Consider the following 17,536-nt stretch of genomic DNA (forward strand, 5'->3'; position numbering starts at 1 on the left):
CGGCCGGCCGAAACGTAGAGCCATCGGCCGCGCCCTGGTCGATGTCCGTCGGAGAGGCCTCCATGATCCAGCGCCGCACCCTGCTGACCCTGTCCTCCGCCGCGCTCCTGCCGGCCCCCGCCCTGGCCCAGCCGGCCCGGGCACGGACGCTGAGGCTGGTGCCGCAATCCACCCTCTCGACGCTCGACCCGATCTTCACGACCGACGCCGGCACGCAGAACCACGGCTACGCCATCTTCGATACGCTCTACGGGCTGAATGCGGCCTTCGAGCCGCTGCCGCAGATGGCGGCCGGCCACAACGTCTCCCAGGACGGGCTGACCTGGGAGATCACGCTTCGCGAGGGCCTGAAGTTCCATGACGGCAGCCCGGTGCGCGGGGTGGACTGCATCGCCAGCCTGAAGCGCTGGGGCGCGCGCGACGCGCTGGGCCAGCTCCTGCTCGCCGCCGTGAACGAATGGCAGGCCAAGGACGACCGCACCTTCGCGATCCGGCTGAAGGAGCGCTTTCCCTTGATGCTGCAGGCGCTGGCCAAGCCGGCCACCAGCGTGCCCTTCATCATGCCCGAGCGCCTGGCCGGCACCGACCCCAACCGCCAGCTCACCGAGATGGTGGGCTCCGGCCCGTTCCGCTTCCTGGCCGACGAGTTCATGCCAGGCCAGCGCGCGGCCTATGCCCGCTTCGCCGACTACCTCCCCCGGCAGGAGCCGCCCGAGCGCACCTCGGGCGGCAAGGTCGCGCATTTCGATCGCTTCGAGTGGCAGACCATCCCCGACGGCGCCACCGCCTTCGCGGCGCTGCGCAATGGCGAGGTCGACTGGTGGGAGCAGGCGCTGGCCGATCTGGTGCCGGCCCTGCGGCAGTCGCGCGGCATCTCCGTGGGCCAGGGCGACCCGAACGGCTATCTCGGGCTCATCCGCTTCAACAGCCTGCAGCCGCCCTTCGACAACGCGAAGCTGCGGCTGGCCGTGCTGAGCGCGGTGCGCCAGGTCGACTACATGTCGGCGATCACGAACAACGATCCCGCCTCCTACACGCTGTGCAATTCCTTCCTCCCCTGCGGCACGCCCTATGGGCGCGCGCCGGCGAGGCATCACTTCTCCGACTCCCCATCGATCGAGGCCGCGCGGGCGCAGGTCGCGGCCAGCGGCTACCGGGGCGAGAAGGTCGTCATCATCAACCCCGCCAACTTCCCCACCATCCGGCCCATGGGGCAGATCACGGCCGAGCTGCTGCGACAGATCGGCCTGAACGTGGAGCTCGCGGAGACGGATTGGGGCACGGTCCTGCAGCGCCGGTCCAATCGCCAGCCGGTGGAGCAGGGCGGCTGGAGCATCTTCCACACGCAGTGGCAGGCCATCGGCATCACCAGCCCCGCCACCGCCGGCCATATCCGCGGCCAGGGCGCGTCCGGATGGTTCGGCTGGTACGGCAGCGAGGAGGTGGAGGCGGCGACGCGGCGCTGGCTCTCCGCCGAGACGGAGGAGGAGCGCGTGCGCCTGGCCGGCGAGATCCAGGGCATCTCCGCCGTCGATGCGCCTTCCGTACCCTTGGGCGTCTTCCGCATCCCCACCGCCTATCGCAGCGGCCTGACCGGTCTGGTCGAGGGCTGCGCGCCCTTCCCCTGGGGAATCAGGCGCGGCTGACGGCTTATTCCCGCTCGGCCACGAGGATCTGGGTGACGTAGATCTCGCACCGCTTCACGTCATAGGCACCGAGCGGCATCAGCCCGCCATTCAGGCAGAGGCGGCTGATGCGGTAGCCCTGCAGCACCTCGTAGAAGTCCCGCATCGCGACGCGGGTGCCGATATTGGCCGGGATGAATTCGAACTGGATCCGATGGATGCGCCGTTCCTGCAGCGCCCGGCTCGCGCCCTTCAGCACGTTCAGGTCGTAGCCTTCAGTGTCGATCTTGAGCAGCGCGATCTCCTCGAGGCCCTGGGCGGCGAGCCATTCGTCCACCGTGCTCACCTCCACGTCATGGGTCACGACACGGCCGCTGTAGAGGCCCACGCTCTCGGCGCTCAGGCTCGCCTGGGTTGATCCATCGCCATCGGCGAAATCATGGAGTTGCATCCCGCCGGCCCTGTCGCCCAGGGCGAGCTGCTGAGTCTCGATGCCGAGGGGCCGGGCGCTCTCCTCCAGCGCGCGATAGGTCACGGGATGCGGCTCGAAGGCCCAGATCCGCGCGGTCGGGGCGAAATGGCGGACACAGCGGGCGTAATGCCCGGCATTCGCGCCTACATCGAGCACGACCTGCCCCGCGAGCTCCGGCGCCAGGGCCTCGAGCAACCGCTCCTCGGCCCGACCCAGGTGATGCCGCCCGGGGTAGTTGATCGCCATGCCATTCAGTCTCAGCGCCAGGTCATAGAGAGCGCGGTTGAGGGGCGCCGCACCCGGCCGGTTCAGCGCCCAGACCAGCGGATAGGCGAGGCCGGACAGGAAGCGGCGCAAGGCGTTCGGACGCCAAATCTCCATCGTGGTCCTGGGCATGGCGGCTCCTGCGCGAAAGGCATGGATCGTCGCGGGTCGACGATGCCCGAATGGGCGTGAACGCATTCTCAAGAATGATTGACCTTGCCGCCAAGGGCGAGGGTTAACGTGCTCAAGCCCGCTCGCCGGGAGCAACCACTCAGGATCATGCCGCGTTTCATGGCCCGTGCGGCAACCGCCGGCATCGCGGGCCGCCCCCACCGAGCCAAGGCATGACGCGCATGATCCAGCTGAACCCGCCGCTCCCGATGACGACGCCTCATGGGCCAGGATGGGCCCATTTCATGATCGACTACGGCGTGGAGAGCCACCTCATGTGGGTCGTGTTCATGGATGCCGACGGTGCCTGCTGGACCGTTCCCAACCCCGAGGTCCGCATGCAGGCCAATTGGAGCCTAGGCCGACGCCCGAAGAAGGGCCCTGCCCCCCTGGCCGCAGTGGGTTGACCGCCGATCGGCACCCGCCGTGACACGCCAGCCGTCGAAATCGGCGCGGCGAAAATCGTGCCGACCGCAACTGATTCGCCAATAAAATGAAGTAGCTTCCAAGTGAAGTAACCTCTTAGACAAATATTTTATCGCATTATTCGGCATCATGGAAAAACGAGAGGCCACGTCGGGCGTTTAACCGGCACGAGGAAGCTTAAGCCTCGCAAGCCATTTCGGAGAAGATACCATGCGAAACGCTTTCTCTGCCTTGCTCATCGCCTCGGCTTTTGGTGCCGTGTCTGTCGCCCATGCCCAGGCTCCCGCCGCGCCGGCCCCCGGCGCGACCACGCCGATGGCGCCTTCGACCTCGAGCTCGCCCCCGGCCATCGGCACGGTTCCCGCCTCGGGCGCCAACAGCTTCACCGAAGCCCAGGCCCGCTCGCGGATCGAAGCCGCCGGCTTCACGAACGTGTCGGAGCTGCAGAAGGACGACCAGGGCGTCTGGCGCGGCCGGGCGGACCGGAACGGCGCCACCACGCAGGTGGGCGTCGATTATCAGGGGACCGTCGTCCTGGGCACGGCGCCGGCGCCGGCGCGCTGATCGCGGCACCGAGCGCAGCCCCTCAACGATAAGGAAACACCATCATGGCTACCAAGACGATTTCCCGCCTGTTCGACACCCGAGAGCACGCCCTGGCCGCCGTCAGGGACCTCGAAGGCGCCGGCTTCTCGCCGGCCGATATCGGGATCGCTTCCGCCAATGCGGATAATACGATCGACACGACCGCCTCGCCGGTCGTGAACGAGGATCACGCGAAGTCCGGCGCCGGCACAGGCGCCGCCGTGGGCTCGCTCGTCGGTGGCGGCGCGGGCCTTGCCGCGGCGCTGGGTGCGCTGGCGATCCCCGGATTCGGCCCGATTGTCGCGGCCGGCGTGCTCGCGGCGACGCTGACCGGCGTGGGTGCCGGTGCGGTGGCCGGCGGCCTTGTCGGTAGCCTCACGGGGCTCGGCGTCAGCGAGAAGGACGCCCATGTCTATGCCGAGGGCATGCGTCGCGGTGGCAGCCTGGTCACCCTGCGCGTGGACGACAGCCGCGAGCTGGAAGCCCGCACCATCCTCGACCGCCACACGCCCGTGGATCTCGCGGCGCGCGAGGCCGATTACCGGTCCGGCGGCTGGGGCGGCTACGTCGATAAGGCCGAACGGCCCATCGGCCGCTGACGAGAAAGGGGTGCGGTCCCGTGGGACCGCGCCTCTCTGATCGCTTTTCCGGCGGCGTCCCTTTCGAAGAGGGGGCGCCGTTTGCCGTGCGCGCGGAAAAAACCGTAAGCGGCAACGGTGAAGGCGTCGAGAATAAGATGGGAAAGGCCCGGGGCGGCCTCGCTCCCGGCGCTGGGCCGAGAAATGGTCGGAGTGGCGGGATTCGAACCCACGACCCCTTGTCCCCCAGACAAGTGCGCTACCAGGCTGCGCTACACTCCGATGGCCGCTGCCTTAGCATCCGCGGCGCTGATGTCAAAGGGGGGTGTCGCGCAGGATGGGCGATGCGTAGAGGTCGTCCCTCGTCGGCGGCAGGCCCGAAGCCCCCCTGGCCTTCTTCGTCGCCACCGTCTGGAAGATGCCCACGCTGCCGCGCTCGAAGGCCAGGGCGCAGCCGGCCAGGTAGATCAGCCAGATCCGCGTCTTGGCAGCGCCCACCTCGGCCTCGGCGGCGGCGCGATTGGCCTGGAGCGCCTCGGTCCAGAGGCGGCAGGTGCGGCCGTAATGCTCGCGCCAGCCTTCGGTATCATGGATCTCGAAGCCGTTGCGCTCCATCGCGTCGGTCGTGCCGCCGATGTGATCCAGCTCGCCGCCGGGGAAGATGTAGTTCACCAGCGCGGCGAATTCGGGCCGCTTCTTCCGGAACTCGCGCTCGTTGCGCTTCATCGACCGGGCGATGGCGTGGTGCAGGTAGAGGCCCCGCGGCCGCAGCAGCGATCTGATGTGACGGAAATAGCCGTCCCGGTTGTCGAGGCCGACATGCTCGAACATGCCGATGGAGGCGACCTTGTCGAACTCCAGCCCCGCCAGGCTGCGGAAGTCCCGGAGCTCGATCGTCACGCGGTCCTCCAGGCCCAGCCGCTTCACCTTGGCGGTGGCGAAATCGAACTGCGCCTGGCTGAGCGTCACGCCATGCGCCTGCACGCCATGGTGCTGCGCCGCGTGGCAGACGAGGCCGCCCCAGCCGCAGCCGATATCCAGGAAGCGCTCGCCGGGAGCCAGCCGCAGCTTGCGGCAGATTATCTCGAGCTTCGCCTTCTGCGCGGTGGCGAGATCCGCCTCCCAATCCGGGAAGTAGGCGCAGGAATAGACCATCTCGGGGTCGAGGAAGAGCGAGTAGAATTCGTTGGAGAGGTCGTAGTGGAACTGGACCTGGGCCTTGTCGTCGCGCCCCGCCGCGGCCCGCGGCTTCTGGTCGCCGGCATAGGCATGGGCGCCGGCCGAAGCGCCGGGGCCAAAGAGGAAGGGCAGCACAGCACGCGCGGCAGCCAGCTTGTTCACGCCGCGCGCCAAGCCGCGCGTCCCCCGCTCGCCACGCCGGGCCGCGAGGTCGAGCAAGGTGCCGCCCTCGATATCGACCACCCCCTCCGCGAGGAGGTCGATCAGCGTCGGCAGGCGCGGGCGGCGGAGGAGGCGCGTGATGGCCCGCGGATCGCGCAGGGCGAGGGCCAGATCGCCGCTCCAATGGGGGCCGAGCGGCACCGCCTCGCCGTCCCAGAAGCGAAGGGCGATGTCGAGGTCGAGCTTCGGCGCGACGCCGGCGACGAGCGCCTTCAGGCGCGCCAGTCGAGGATCGGATGACATGTTTGGAAGCTTGGCACAGGCCGAGGCGCGTCTCCACGCCCCTTTTGCCTGCTGCCCCTCAGTCCCCGCGGCGGGCGATCAGCAGCGTCGCCGTCGTCGCGAGGTCATGCGGATCGCGATCCGCGAATTCCGGCGCCAACTCGCCGGCCTCCTTCATCCGCAGCACGTCGCGCAGGATATCGGGCGGAACACGCCCCGACTCGCTCACGATCTCCCAGCCGGCTTCGCGGGCGAGGGCCAGGTAGTCGGAATGCCGGAAGCGGTTCATGCGCCCCTGCGTATTCACCTGGGAGAGGCGCCAGCGCAGGCTGTCGGTCGGGTAGCGGAGGAAGTCCACGAGACTGCCCTTGCCGTCGCCGTGCTGCCAGTGATCCGTATTGTCGATGGAATGGCACATCAGCCCCCCAGGCCGGACGATGCGCCGCAACTCGCGGAAAAGCTCCGGCACCTCCCGCGCGGGGACATGCTCCATGACCGCGCGGGAGATCGCGATGTCGACGCTGGCCGCCGGGTGTCGGTCGGCCCGCCAGGGGCAGACATAGGCCGGCCGGAAGTGCGGAAGGCGCGCGGCGAGCTGGTCCACCTCCATCCCGAGCACCTGGGCCACGCCTCCCAGCCGGGGGTGCACGAAGGCCATGGCCGTGGGCACCGATGTCTCGTCGAAGAGCCGCTCCAGGTCGGTCAGCGTGACGCTGCGCGCCCCGGCGAGATGGAAGAGCAACGGGACAACAGGGGTCCAGCCGCTGCCGACCTCCAGGACATCGCCGCTCAGATCTGCGCCGATCTGCCGGAGGGCGTGCAGAAGGCCGATGCCGTCATCGAAGCTGAAGCCGGTATGGATGGGGTTAGGGACGTAGGGTTTCAGGCGGCGCTTCATGCGGCGCGCGGTATCGGCGAAGGGGATCGATGCCTTGAGCAGGCTTCGAGCCAGATCGACATTCCTCATCCGGGCGATCCCACACCTCTGGAGATATCTGGAATATCAACAATGAATTAGTTTTGTCATTACATATCGATTCAGATGACAAGCAAAAACAATCGCCATCATATCAAGTAAATATATTTATTTTATGGATATTATTGTTCCCTGCGATCAAAAGCTCCCGAATGGCCTTGGCCCAGGGGGCCGCAGCTGCCCGGGAACTGGCGCCGCCAGAGCGCTACTCGCCACCCTTCGCCGCCCCGCCATCTGGACAAGATCGCCGTCGCGCTTCACCTCGCTTTCGCGTTCAACACAGGAAGTTCAATGACCTACATGGCCAAGCCCGCCGCCTCGGCGGCGCTGCCCACCGTCCGCCCCCTGCTGGCGGGCCGCACCCCGCTCATCGCCATCCTCCAGGTGGACCGGGTCGAGGACGCGCTGCCGCTGCTGGAAGCGCTGGAGGAATCGGGCGTCCCCGCCATCGAAGTCACGCTCCGCACGCCGCAGGCCCTGGCCGTCATCGAGACCATGGCCAAGCATGCCCGCCAGGCCGTCATCGGCGCCGGCACGCTGACCCTCCCGGCGCATTTCGCCCAGTCGCGCGATGCCGGCGCCCGCTTCCTGGTGGGGCCGGGCTTCTCGCCCGCCCTGGCCGAGGCCGCCTACCAGACCGGCCTGCCCTTCATCCCCGGCGCCGTCTCGCCGAGCGAGATCCTCGCGGCGCGCGAGCATGGCTTCCACGAGCTGAAGTTCTTCCCGGCCGAGTTGCATGGCGGCCCGGCCTGGCTGAAGCACATGGAGCCGCTCTTCCCGGATGTCGTCTTCTGCCCGACCGGCGGCGTCACCGCGGCCAATTCGCGGGACTTCCTGCAGCTTCCGAACGTCTTCGCCGCCGGCGGCGTCTTCATGGCGCCGCGCCAGAGCGTGCTGGACCGCGACTGGGCCGGCATCCGCGGCCTCGCCACCACGGCGCTGAAGCTGGCCGCGGCCGCCTGACCGGACGGAGGCGCCCTACTCCCGGGGCGCTTCCTCCCGCAGGGCGCTGGCCTTCCGGCGCCCCGCATATTCCGCCGGCGGCACGCCGAAGCTGCGACGGAACATGGCCGTGAAGGCGCTCGGGCTGTCATAGCCGAGGCTCAGCGCCGTCTCCGTCACGGTGACGCCCTCGCCCAGCCATTCCATGGCGCGCAGCAGCCGCATGCGCTGCCGCCACCCCGAGAAGCTGAGCCCCGTCTCGTCGGCGAAGTGCCGCGTGGCGGTACGGCGCGAGAGGCCGACCGCATCGGCCAGCTCGGCCAGGGGCCGGTTATCCGCCGGGTCGCGCATGATGGCATCGGCGATCTGCCGCGTCTGGTCATGGGCCGGCATGGGCAGGTAGGCCGCGCCGAAGGTCAGGGCCTTGATCTCGTCGAGGATGACGGCGGAAAGCCGCTCCTCCGCCGCATGGTCGGTGGCCTCGCCGGCGCGCTGGGCGCAGCGGGCCACGGCTTCCCGCAGCAGGCTGCTGGCGCGGGCCACGCTGATCACCTGGGGCAGGCCCTGGCAGGCATCGGCACGCACATAGGCGAACCAGCCATCCGTCCCCGCATGGACGTTGATCGAATGCTCCAGCCCCGAGGGGATCCAGGAGGCCGAGCCCGTGGTGGCCACCCAGCTTCCTGCGGACGTCTTCGTCACGGCCAGGCCGCTCGAAACGATCAGGAGCTGCCCGCGCTCATGGCTGTGCGACCGAATCCTGGCGGCTTTCCGCGTGCCCCGGTGGAAGGCGGCCACCGTGGGCTGGTCCGAGGCATCGATATCCTCGGGCAGGTTGATCGGTCGCGCCATGGCCTCTCCTCGACAATCGGCGTCTCAACCAAGGGAGCGAGCCACGAGGTGTCAATGATAATCGTTCTTATCTTGATAGCCCGACCACCGGGGTTGGGGCAAAGGGAACCAGAATGAGTCGTCACTCTCGTCGCGCCGTCCGCCTCCTGGCCGTCATCACTCCCCTTGCCTTAGCCTTACCCGCCGGCGCCCAGACACCAGGCTCGGTGGAGCTTCCCCAGCTCGACGTGCAGGGCCAGGGCGCCGGCCTGCGTCCCTCGCCCCAGGCGCCGGACGTCCAGGGCTACGTCGCCGTCAATGACGACACCGCGACCCGCACCGGCACCTCGCTCCTGGAGACGCCGCAATCCCTGCACGTCGTCTCGCGCGAGGAGATGGACCAGCAGAACCCGCAGACCGTGCGCTCGCTGCTGCGCTTCCTGCCGGGCGTGAACTTCAGCAACGACGCGAACAACCGGCTGGACGGCTTCCAGGCCCGCGGCTTTGCGCCGGACCAGTATCTCGACGGGCTGCGGTTGATGGGCGGCACCTGGGCGGTGCCCAAGGTCGAGCCCTTCATGCTCGACCGCGCGCAGCTGCTGCTCGGCCCCGCCTCGGTCCTCTACGGCCAGGGCTCGCCGGGCGGCCTGCTGAACATGGAGAGCCGCATCGCCGGCCCGGGGATCAGCAATCAGATCCAGCTGCAGGGTGGGTCCAACAACTTCGGCCGCGCCAGCTTCGACTTCAACCGGCCGCTGAACGAGAAGGGCACGCTCTTCGGTCGCGTGACCGGCACCGCCTATACAAACGACACCCAGGTGGACCACCAGCACGAGCGGCGCATCGCCATCGCCCCCTCGGTGACCTGGCGCCCCGATGCGGATACGAGCCTCACCTTCCTGGGCAGCTACCTCTACGATCCCAATGCCGGCTTCTGGAATCAGCTGCCCCTGCAGGGCACGCTGCTGCCCAACCGCTACGGCCCCATCCCGCGCAGCTTCTTCGTGGGCGACAACCAGTACGAGCATTTCACGCGCGAACAGGTGATGCTGGGCTACCAGTTCGCGCACCGCTTCAACGACGTCTGGTCGGTGCGGCAGAACCTTCGCTACACCCAGATCAACACCGACTACCAGGAGGTCCAGGGCTCCGTGCTGGGCGCCGACCAGCGGACGCTGGCCCGCAACGCCTATTCCTCGCGCGAGAACCTCAACACGCTGGCCATCGACAACCGGGCCGAGGCCCGTTTCACGACCGGCCCGCTCAGCCACACGTTGCTGCTCGGCCTCGACTACCAGCACAGCCATTGGCGGAACTTCACGCGCTACGGCAATGCGCCGTCGCTCGACATCCTGAACCCGGTGCCGAGCCAGGCCGCACTCGGCGCCTATCTGCCGCCGCCGCTCTTCCAGAATGCGCGCCAGGTGCGCAACCAGCTGGGCGTCTACGCACAGGACCAGATCCGCTGGGGCGGCTGGACGCTGCTGCTGGCCGGGCGGCAGGACTGGTACGAGAGCCGCACGCTCAACCGCATGACGGGCGTGACCACGGATGAATCGGCGCGGCACTTCTCCGGCCATATCGGCCTCAACTACGTCTTCCAGAACGGCATCGCGCCCTATGTGAGCTACGCGACCTCGTTCCAACCCGTGAGCGGCACCTCGCGCACCGGATCGAGCTTCACGCCCACCACCGGCGAGCAGGTCGAGGTCGGCATCCGCTACCGGCCCGCGGGCTTCAACGCGCTCTTCACGCTGGCCGCCTTCGACCTCCACCAGAACAACGTGCTGACGCCCGATCCGGCCGATGTGCGCTTCAGCGTGCAGACCGGCCAGGTGCGCTCGCGCGGCGTGGAATTCTCGGTGGTGGCGAGTCCGCTGCCCGGCCTGAATCTGCGCGGCGCCGTGACGCATCTCGACACCGAGGTCACGCGGAGCAACACGCCCGGCACCGTCGGCCGCCGGCCGACCAACACGCCGCAGGACATCGTGGCGGCCTGGGCGGCCTATACGATCCAGGGCGGCATGCTGCGCGGCCTGACGATCGGCGGCGGCGTGCGCTACGTCGGCTCGGCCTATGCCACGGCGACCAACTCGCAGACCATCCCGTCCTACACGACGGGCGACGCACTGGTGAGCTACGACCTCGGCGCCGTGTCGGAGCGGATGGCGGGCGCGACGATCGCCGTGAACGGCTACAACATCACCGACAAGCGCTACGCCTCCACCTGCGGCGCGCTGGGCTGTTACCTCGGCCTCGGGCGCACCGTCCTGGCCACGCTCGACTACCGGTTCTGACCGGCCGTTCGCCACGGCCGGCAGCAGGGGCGATGGCGCGAACCGCCATCGCCCGCCGCAATCACTGAATGGGCGCCCCGTACATCAGCCCGCCCTGGGTCCAGAGGCGGTTCAGGCCGCGCGGCGTGGGCGTCGCGCTGGCTTCGCCGAAATGCCGTTCGAAGATCTCGCCGTAATTGCCCATGGTGCGGATGACGTTGAACGCCCAGCGGTTGTCCAGGCCCATGAAGCGCCCATGGTCGCCCGTCACGCCGAGAAGGCGCTGCACCAGCGGATTCTGGCTGGTGAGCATCTGCTCCACATTGGCCTGCGTGACGCCCAGCTCCTCCGCATTGATCAGCGCATGCAGCGTCCATTTGACGATATCGAGCCACTGCTCGTCGCCCTTGCGGACATAGGTCCCAAGCGGCTCCTTGCTGATGCGGTCGGCGAGAAGGACATGGTCGTTCGGCACGCGCAGGCGCGAGCGGATGCCCATGAGCAGCGTGGCGTCGTTGCTGATGGCGTCGCAGCGGCCGGCCTCGTAGGCGGAGATGATCTCGTCCGTGCGCTCGAAGATCAGCGAGGTGAACTGCACCCTGTGGGCACGGCCCCATTCGGCGGCGTTGATCTCCGCCCGGCCGCCCTGCGGCAGGCAGATGGTGGCGCCCGACAGGCCCGTGGCGTCGTTCAGGCCGAGGGCGCGCCGCACCAGGAAGCCCTGCCCGTCGTAGAAATGGGTCCCGGTGAATTCGAGGCCGTTATTGGCCTCGCGCGTCTGCGTCCAGGTCATGGATTGCGCCACGAGGTCCACCGCGCCGGATTGCAGGCTGACGATGCGCTGCGGCGCCGTCTGCACGACGTAGCGCACGCGGGTCGGGTCGCCGAAGACGGCGGCCGCCACCACGCGGCAGATATCCACGTCCATGCCCCGCAGCTCGCCGCGGGAATCCGCGAGCCCGAAGCCCGGCGCCATGCCGCTCGCCCCGCAGGTGACGACGCCGCGCGCGCGGACGCCCGCCAGCGTCGGTCCCGCCGCCGGCTGCGCCGTCGCGAGGGGTGCGGCGAAACAGCTCGCCGCCAGCAGGGCACCAAGGCCGCCCCTCAACATCTTCCACGTCATCACGAATATCGCTCCAATTCCGGTCGTTCCTCATCCAGGCCGGCCCTCGCCTTGTTCCGGGAGTTGCCGGGCCTGGGATCCTCAACGCCTGCCGCTCCTCGCGGCAGGCGATCTCATCGGCACGCCCCGCAGGATGGGGGCGCGCCTCATTCTCTCTGGGCGGATGCCGCCGCTCAGGCCGGGCGCACGCCCCAGGGATAGGGCATGCTGCCCTTGGCCAGGCCGGTGATGCGGCGGCGATAGGCCGTGCGCACGACGAACTGGCCGAGCGGGATGGTCGCCACATCGTCCTGCGCGAGCCTGTTGAGCTCGTTCGCCAGGCTCTGCTGCCGGGCCGGGTCCACCTCGTCGAGCCAGGACTGGACGAGTTCCTGCGCGCGCGCGCTCTCGTACCAGCCGAACCAGCCATTCGCGCCCGGGCCCTTCACCAGCGAGGAGACGCCCGGGTTGAGATAGGCCAGCGAGGAGCCGAAGGTGTGGAAGATGCTCCACCCGCCCTGCTCCACCGGCTCGCGCCGGACGCGGCGCTGCACCACCGTGCCCCAGTCGGTCTCCACCAGCTCGACGTTCATGCCGATGCGGCGCAGGCGGTCCGCCGTGATCTGGCCGTGCGGGCCGATCAGCGGGAAGTCCGTCGGGTTGATGATGACGACCTTCTCACCCTTGTAGCCCGAGGCCTGCAGCGCCGCGCGGGCGCGATCCAGATTGCGCGGGGCGGCGTTCAGCGGCGACAGGTCCTCGATGCCGAGCGGCGTCCCGCAGGGGAAGAGGCTGCGGCATTCGCGCCAGACGGAGGTGTCGTCGCCCAGGGTGGAGCGCATGTACTCGCTCTGGTCGACGGCGAGCGCCACGGCCTGCCGCGTCCGGACGTCGTTGAAGGGCGCCTGCAGGTGGTTCAGACGCATGAGCGACATGATGCCGACGGGGTTGAGGATCTCCAGCGCGATCTGCCGGTTCCGCTGCAGCGTTGGGATCAGGTCGGAGAGCGGCTGCTCCAGCCAGTCCACCTCGCCGCTCTGCAGGGCGGCCGCCGCGGTGGCGGGGTCGGGCAGGATGTGCCAGTCGATGCGCGGGAAATGCGCCACCTTGCCGCCGGACGCCCAGTCGGAGGCCTCCTGCCGCGGCACATAGGCCTCGTTCTTCGCATAGGCGACGCGGCTGCCCGAGACGAATTCGTCCGCCAGGAAGCGATAGGGGCCGGAGCCCACCATCTCCGAGACCTGCACGCTGGCATCGGTGCGCGCCAGGCGCGCCGGCATGATGACGGGCACGTTGGCATCGGGCTTGGCCAGCGCCTCGAGCAGCTGCGGGAAAGGCCGCTTCAGCCGGATCTCGATCGTCCGGTCGTCCGCGGCCACCCAGCGGTCCACCACCGCCGCGAGGATCTGCCCGAAGGCATCCCGCTTCGACCAGCGCTCCAGGCTGGTGATGCAGTCGACGGAGCGCACCGGCTCGCCATCATGGAAGCGCAGCCCGTCGCGCAGGCGGATGCGCCAGACGCGCCCATCGTCGCTGACCGTGTGCCCCTCCGCCATCTGCGGCATCGGCCGCTGCTGGCCGTTCACGGCGAAGAGCGTGTCGTAGACGTGATAGGCGTGCATCTGCGTCACGATCGCGCTCGTCCAGATGGGATCGAGGGCGGTGAGATTCGCCTGCGGCACGAATCGGAGCGTGGCGGTGCGGGCCGGCTGCGCGACGGCGGGCGCGGCCGTGGCCAGGCCGCCAGCCGCTGTGGCTTGAAGGAGCGTTCGACGTTTCATGGAGCCCTCGGTCATCTTGTCGTTGGGGCGCAGGCTGACAGCTTTCGCCGGCAGCGGTCAAAGCCTCTGGCCGCGGAAACCCGCGCGCATGACATCGATGGCCTGGGAGAAGACGGTGCCGCGGCCCATATCCCGGTCCGCAGCTTTTCCGGCGGCCCGGACGGCCGCCGGTAGTTGGAACCTAGACGTCCAGGTTCGCGACCTTGAGGGCGTTGCCGACGATGAATTCGCGGCGCGGCTCCACCACGTCGCCCATCAGCGTCGAGAACACGCCCTCGGCATCCTCCGCATCGTCCACGCGCACCTGCAGCAGAGTCCGCACGGCCGGATCCAGCGTGGTCTTCCAGAGCTGATCGGGGTTCATCTCGCCCAGCCCCTTGAAGCGCTGGATGGAGAGCCCGCGCCGGCCCTGGCCGAGAATGCGGTCATAGGCGGCGAGCGGGCCGCGGACACCGGCCTCGCTGCTCTCGAAGATCACCTTCGCGCCGTCGGCGAAGTCGCGCTGCAGGAACTCGCGGCGCTCGTCCAGCCAGCGGGCCTCGGCGCTGCGCAGCGCGGCGGCGCTCAGCGTGTAGCGTTCCGCCACGCCACGGACCATGCGGTGCATGTGCACGCCCTGCTCGTCGACCAGCACCTTCCAGCCGCGCTCGGCCGGGGGCGCCAGCGCATCGAGGCGCGCGGCGAAGGAGGTCGCCGCCTCCATGCCGCGCTGGAGATCGGGCGTCAGGATGCCCGCCATCGCGGCCTGCTCGACGATCTCGACGGGGATGTTCACGGCGAGGCGCCGGATCCGAGAGGTCGTCTGGCGCAGCGATTCCACGATCGCCATCAGCTCGTCGCCCGTCGCCTCGCTGCCGGTGGCGAGGAGGATGCGCGCATTATGCGTCGCCTTCTCGATCAGATAGTCCTCGAGCGCGCGATCGTCCTTCAGGTAGCGCTCCTCCTGGCCGCGCTTGGCGCGGTAGAGCGGCGGCTGCGCGATGTAGAGGTAGCCGCGCTCGATGAGCTCCGGCATCTGCCGGAAGAAGAAGGTCAGCAGCAGCGTGCGGATGTGGGAGCCGTCGACGTCGGCGTCCGTCATGATGATGATCTTGTGGTAGCGCAGCTTGTCGGCGCTGAAGCCGCCCTTGGCCGGCTCGCCCGTGCCGATGCCCGTGCCGAGCGCGGTGATGAGCGTACCGATCTCGGCACTCGCCAGCATCTTGTCGATGCGCGCGCGCTCCACGTTCAGGATCTTGCCCTTGAGCGGCAGGATCGCCTGGTTCGCGCGGTTGCGCCCCTGCTTCGCGGAGCCGCCTGCGCTGTCGCCCTCGACGATGAAGAGTTCGCTCTTGGTCGGGTCCTTTTCCTGGCAATCCGCCAGCTTGCCGGGCAGCGTCGAGAATTCGAGCGCGTTCTTGCGCCCCACCTTCTCGCGCGCGAACTGCGCGGCCTTGCGCGCCACCGCGCTCAGCACGACCTGGTCGAGGACCTGGCGCGTCTCCTTCGGGTGCGTCTCGAACCAATGCGAGAGCGCATCCGCCACAGCCATCTGCACGACCGGCTGCACCTCGGAGGAGACCAGCTTGTCCTTGGTCTGCGAGCTGAACTTCGGGTCGGGCACCTTCACGGAGAGCACGCAGGTCAGGCCCTCGCGCATGTCGTCACCGACGAGCTCGACCTTCTCCCTCTTGGCGAGATCCTCGGCGTATTTCATCACCACGCGCGTCAGCGCCTGCCGGAAGCCGGCCTGGTGCGTGCCGCCGTCGCGCTGCGGGATGTTGTTGGTGAAACAGAGCATCACTTCGCGCGGCGAGCTGGTCCACCACATGGCGAGCTCGACGCGGATGCCCTCGCTCTCCTTGGCCATGACGGCGATGGGCGGCTTGAACAGCGGCTCCTTGCCCTTGTCGAGCCATTCCACGAAAGCGGTGAGCCCGCCGTCGAACTTGAACTCCGCGGTCTGCGCCGGCACGTGCCGGTCGTCGCGCAGCGTGATGGCGAGGCCCGAATTCAGGAAGGCCAGCTCGCGCAGCCGGCGCTCCAGCACCGCGAAGTCGTATTCGACCTGCGTGAAGGTGCCGGAGGACGGCTTGAAGCTGACCTCGGTGCCCTGGGTATGCGCGGCCGGCCCCACGATCTTCAGCGGCTGCACCGCATCGCCATGCTCGAAGCGGATGAAGTGCTCCGTGCCGCCGCGCCAGATGCGGACTTCCATCCACTCGCTGAGCGCGTTCACCACGGCCGCGCCCACGCCGTGCAGGCCGCCCGATACCTTGTAGGAATTCTGGTTGAACTTCCCGCCCGCATGCAGGCGCGTCAGCACCACCTCGGCCGCGGAGACGCCTTCCTCCGCGTGGATGTCCACCGGGATGCCGCGCCCGTCATCGGTCACGGTCACGCTGCCATCGCCGTTCAGCACGACATCGACGCGCGAGGCATAGCCGGCCTGCGCTTCGTCCACCGCGTTGTCGATGATCTCAAAGGCCATGTGGTGCAGGCCCGAGCCGTCGTCGGTGTCGCCGATGTACATGCCCGGCCGTTTCCGGACGGCATCGAGGCCGCGGAGGACGGTGATGGAGGCGCCGGTGTAGTCCGCGTCGGAGACCTGGTTCGGGAGGTCGCCGCCAGTCGGGGAATCGCTGCTCATCGGTAAATGAAAAACCTCAGGAAAGACCACGCATATATGGCATTTTTCCTGCCGTTACGGCAGGGGGATTCGACAGGCCAGCCCTGGCGAGACCGACCAATGCTCCGCCGCCCCGCCCAGGGGGGCGAATACCTCGGAATCGGTGCCCGTCAGGAAGCTCTGGGCCGGCAGGGCGGTCAGGGCGGCGAAGAGCGCGGCCCGGCGCCGGGCATCCAGATGCGCCGCCACCTCGTCCAGGAGCAGCAAGGGCGCGAAGCCCCGGGCGGCGGCGATCAGCCCCGCATGGGCCAGGACGGTCGAGACCAGCAGCGCCTTCTGCTCGCCCGTGGAGCAGAGGCCGGCGGCGATACCCTTCTCGGCATGGGTGAAGAGCAGGTCGGCGCGGTGCGGCCCGGTCAGGGTGGCGCCGGCCGCAGCGTCGCGGGGGCGGCTCGCTGCCCAGCCGGCGCGCAGGGCCTCCTCGGCGGCCAAGGCGGGCATGCCGTCCAGCAGGTCCGCCGCGGGATCCTGCAGGGCCAGCCCGGCGCGGGGGAACTCGCCGGCGGCGCCCGCCTCCAGTGACGCATTGAGCCGCGCCACCAGGGCCCGGCGCGAGGCCGCGACGGCAATGCCGTGCCGGGCCATCGCATCCTCGAGCCCCGCGATCCAGGCCGGCTCCACGCGCCGGCCTTCCCTTCCCTGCGCCAGCAGGCGGTTGCGGCTGGCCATCGCCGTCTCATAGGCCGAGACCTCGCGGGCGAGATGGGGCTCCAGCGCCATCGCAAGCCGGTCGAGGAAGCGTCGGCGCCCCCCCGCGCTCTCCTGGAAGAGCCGGTCCATCTGCGGGGTGATCCAGACGGCGGCGACGCGCTCGGCCAGGTCGGACTGGACGCGGAGGCGCTCGCCATCCAGGCGGAAGGTACGGCGGTCCGGCCCGCCCTCCGGCGCCGTGCCGGTGCCGACCTCGAAGCCGCCCAGGCCGTCGTCGAAATGGCCGGAGACGGCCCAGGGCGGCTCGCCGCCGGTCGCCACCTCGGAAAGGCGCGCGCCGCGCAGGCCACGGCCGGGCACGAGCAGGCTGATCGCCTCCAGCAGGTTCGTCTTGCCCGCCCCGTTGGGGCCGGCAAATACGACGAGCGGCGCGGAAAAGCGCAGATCGGCTTCGAGATAGGAGCGATAGCGCGCGAGGCGCAGGCGGGTCAGTCGGAGCATGAAACCATCGGGGCGCTCTGCGCCCCGGCCCGCCGATGGGAGGCCCCGGCGGGAAGCAGGGCTT

The 17,536-nt window shown here is 69.2% G+C and carries 14 protein-coding genes and 1 tRNA gene; 6 read left to right on the plus strand and 9 right to left on the minus strand.

The features are described from left to right. Positions 1-62: 62 nt before the first annotated feature. A complete protein-coding gene (locus tag KHU32_RS00060) occupies positions 63-1,646 on the plus strand; it encodes an ABC transporter substrate-binding protein (RefSeq protein WP_213668023.1) in 1,584 nt (527 codons plus the stop codon). A 4-nt stretch (positions 1,647-1,650) separates the two neighbouring features. Here KHU32_RS00060 and KHU32_RS00065 read toward each other — a convergent pair whose 3' ends face one another. Continuing rightward, positions 1,651-2,493: an FkbM family methyltransferase gene (locus KHU32_RS00065; protein WP_213668024.1), complete on the minus strand. Its 843-nt coding sequence runs from the start codon at positions 2,491-2,493 to the stop codon at positions 1,651-1,653. Positions 2,494-2,705: 212 nt separating this feature from the next. Between KHU32_RS00065 and KHU32_RS00070 the strand changes: the two genes are divergently transcribed. From KHU32_RS00070 to KHU32_RS00080, 3 genes are all read left to right on the plus strand, one after another. Further along, entirely contained in the window at positions 2,706-2,939 is a 234-nt protein-coding gene (locus KHU32_RS00070) for a hypothetical protein (RefSeq protein ID WP_213668025.1), read from the plus strand. Positions 2,940-3,168: 229 nt separating this feature from the next. Further along, complete coding sequence (locus KHU32_RS00075) at positions 3,169-3,522, plus strand: hypothetical protein (protein WP_213668026.1); 354 nt, start codon at positions 3,169-3,171, stop codon at positions 3,520-3,522. Between the two features lie 44 nt (positions 3,523-3,566). Beyond that, a complete protein-coding gene (locus tag KHU32_RS00080; protein WP_213668027.1) occupies positions 3,567-4,142 on the plus strand; it encodes a hypothetical protein in 576 nt (191 codons plus the stop codon). Positions 4,143-4,326: 184 nt separating this feature from the next. Here KHU32_RS00080 and KHU32_RS00085 read toward each other — a convergent pair. The 3 genes from KHU32_RS00085 to KHU32_RS00095 form a co-directional block, all read right to left on the minus strand. Further along, a tRNA-Pro gene (locus KHU32_RS00085) sits at positions 4,327-4,403 on the minus strand. Between the two features lie 33 nt (positions 4,404-4,436). Next, positions 4,437-5,765 carry an SAM-dependent methyltransferase gene (locus KHU32_RS00090; RefSeq protein WP_213668028.1) on the minus strand — a complete coding sequence of 443 codons (1,329 nt, stop codon included), beginning with the start codon at positions 5,763-5,765 and terminating at the stop codon, positions 4,437-4,439. A 58-nt stretch (positions 5,766-5,823) separates the two neighbouring features. Beyond that, entirely contained in the window at positions 5,824-6,711 is an 888-nt protein-coding gene (locus tag KHU32_RS00095; RefSeq protein WP_213668029.1) for a class I SAM-dependent methyltransferase, read from the minus strand. 300 nt (positions 6,712-7,011) lie between these two features. Here KHU32_RS00095 and eda point away from each other — a divergent pair, with 300 nt between their 5' ends. Next, positions 7,012-7,683: a bifunctional 4-hydroxy-2-oxoglutarate aldolase/2-dehydro-3-deoxy-phosphogluconate aldolase gene (gene eda / locus KHU32_RS00100; protein ID WP_213668030.1), complete on the plus strand. Its 672-nt coding sequence runs from the start codon at positions 7,012-7,014 to the stop codon at positions 7,681-7,683. Between the two features lie 15 nt (positions 7,684-7,698). Here the strand turns inward: eda and KHU32_RS00105 are convergent, their stop codons facing one another. Then, positions 7,699-8,514 (minus strand): helix-turn-helix domain-containing protein, encoded by an 816-nt coding sequence (locus KHU32_RS00105; protein ID WP_213668031.1) that lies wholly within the window; start codon positions 8,512-8,514, stop codon positions 7,699-7,701. Positions 8,515-8,627: 113 nt separating this feature from the next. Between KHU32_RS00105 and KHU32_RS00110 the strand changes: the two genes are divergently transcribed. Then, positions 8,628-10,790 (plus strand): TonB-dependent siderophore receptor, encoded by a 2,163-nt coding sequence (locus KHU32_RS00110; protein WP_213668032.1) that lies wholly within the window; start codon positions 8,628-8,630, stop codon positions 10,788-10,790. Positions 10,791-10,851: 61 nt separating this feature from the next. On the opposite strand, the gene KHU32_RS00115 is transcribed toward KHU32_RS00110, so the two are convergent. The 4 genes from KHU32_RS00115 to recF form a co-directional block, all read right to left on the minus strand. After that, positions 10,852-11,892, minus strand: a complete 1,041-nt coding sequence (locus tag KHU32_RS00115; RefSeq protein ID WP_249680439.1) for an amino acid ABC transporter substrate-binding protein — start codon at positions 11,890-11,892, stop codon at positions 10,852-10,854. A gap of 173 nt (positions 11,893-12,065) precedes the next feature. Then, the gene (locus KHU32_RS00120; protein ID WP_213668033.1) at positions 12,066-13,652 is read right to left on the minus strand and encodes an ABC transporter substrate-binding protein; all 1,587 of its coding nucleotides are present in this window, start codon (positions 13,650-13,652) and stop codon (positions 12,066-12,068) included. Positions 13,653-13,833: 181 nt separating this feature from the next. Further along, positions 13,834-16,281 carry a DNA topoisomerase (ATP-hydrolyzing) subunit B gene (gene gyrB / locus KHU32_RS00125; RefSeq protein ID WP_213668034.1) on the minus strand — a complete coding sequence of 816 codons (2,448 nt, stop codon included), beginning with the start codon at positions 16,279-16,281 and terminating at the stop codon, positions 13,834-13,836. 54 nt (positions 16,282-16,335) lie between these two features. Next, positions 16,336-17,472, minus strand: a complete 1,137-nt coding sequence (gene recF / locus KHU32_RS00130; RefSeq protein WP_213668035.1) for a DNA replication/repair protein RecF — start codon at positions 17,470-17,472, stop codon at positions 16,336-16,338. Positions 17,473-17,536 lie beyond the last annotated feature (64 nt).

The sequence above is a fragment of the Roseococcus pinisoli genome, assembly GCF_018413645.1.
Taxonomy (GTDB): Bacteria; Pseudomonadota; Alphaproteobacteria; order Acetobacterales; family Acetobacteraceae; genus Roseococcus; species Roseococcus pinisoli.

Coding starts and splice junctions, on each gene's coding strand:
- KHU32_RS00060 (WP_213668023.1), top strand. CDS start 63: ATGATCCAGCGCCGCACCCTGCTGACCCTGTCCTCCGCCGCGCTCCTG.
- KHU32_RS00065 (WP_213668024.1), bottom strand. CDS start 2,493: ATGCCCAGGACCACGATGGAGATTTGGCGTCCGAACGCCTTGCGCCGC.
- KHU32_RS00070 (WP_213668025.1), top strand. CDS start 2,706: ATGACGCGCATGATCCAGCTGAACCCGCCGCTCCCGATGACGACGCCT.
- KHU32_RS00075 (WP_213668026.1), top strand. CDS start 3,169: ATGCGAAACGCTTTCTCTGCCTTGCTCATCGCCTCGGCTTTTGGTGCC.
- KHU32_RS00080 (WP_213668027.1), top strand. CDS start 3,567: ATGGCTACCAAGACGATTTCCCGCCTGTTCGACACCCGAGAGCACGCC.
- KHU32_RS00090 (WP_213668028.1), bottom strand. CDS start 5,765: ATGTCATCCGATCCTCGACTGGCGCGCCTGAAGGCGCTCGTCGCCGGC.
- KHU32_RS00095 (WP_213668029.1), bottom strand. CDS start 6,711: ATGAGGAATGTCGATCTGGCTCGAAGCCTGCTCAAGGCATCGATCCCC.
- eda (WP_213668030.1), top strand. CDS start 7,012: ATGACCTACATGGCCAAGCCCGCCGCCTCGGCGGCGCTGCCCACCGTC.
- KHU32_RS00105 (WP_213668031.1), bottom strand. CDS start 8,514: ATGGCGCGACCGATCAACCTGCCCGAGGATATCGATGCCTCGGACCAG.
- KHU32_RS00110 (WP_213668032.1), top strand. CDS start 8,628: ATGAGTCGTCACTCTCGTCGCGCCGTCCGCCTCCTGGCCGTCATCACT.
- KHU32_RS00115 (WP_249680439.1), bottom strand. CDS start 11,892: ATGACGTGGAAGATGTTGAGGGGCGGCCTTGGTGCCCTGCTGGCGGCG.
- KHU32_RS00120 (WP_213668033.1), bottom strand. CDS start 13,652: ATGAAACGTCGAACGCTCCTTCAAGCCACAGCGGCTGGCGGCCTGGCC.
- gyrB (WP_213668034.1), bottom strand. CDS start 16,281: ATGAGCAGCGATTCCCCGACTGGCGGCGACCTCCCGAACCAGGTCTCC.
- recF (WP_213668035.1), bottom strand. CDS start 17,472: ATGCTCCGACTGACCCGCCTGCGCCTCGCGCGCTATCGCTCCTATCTC.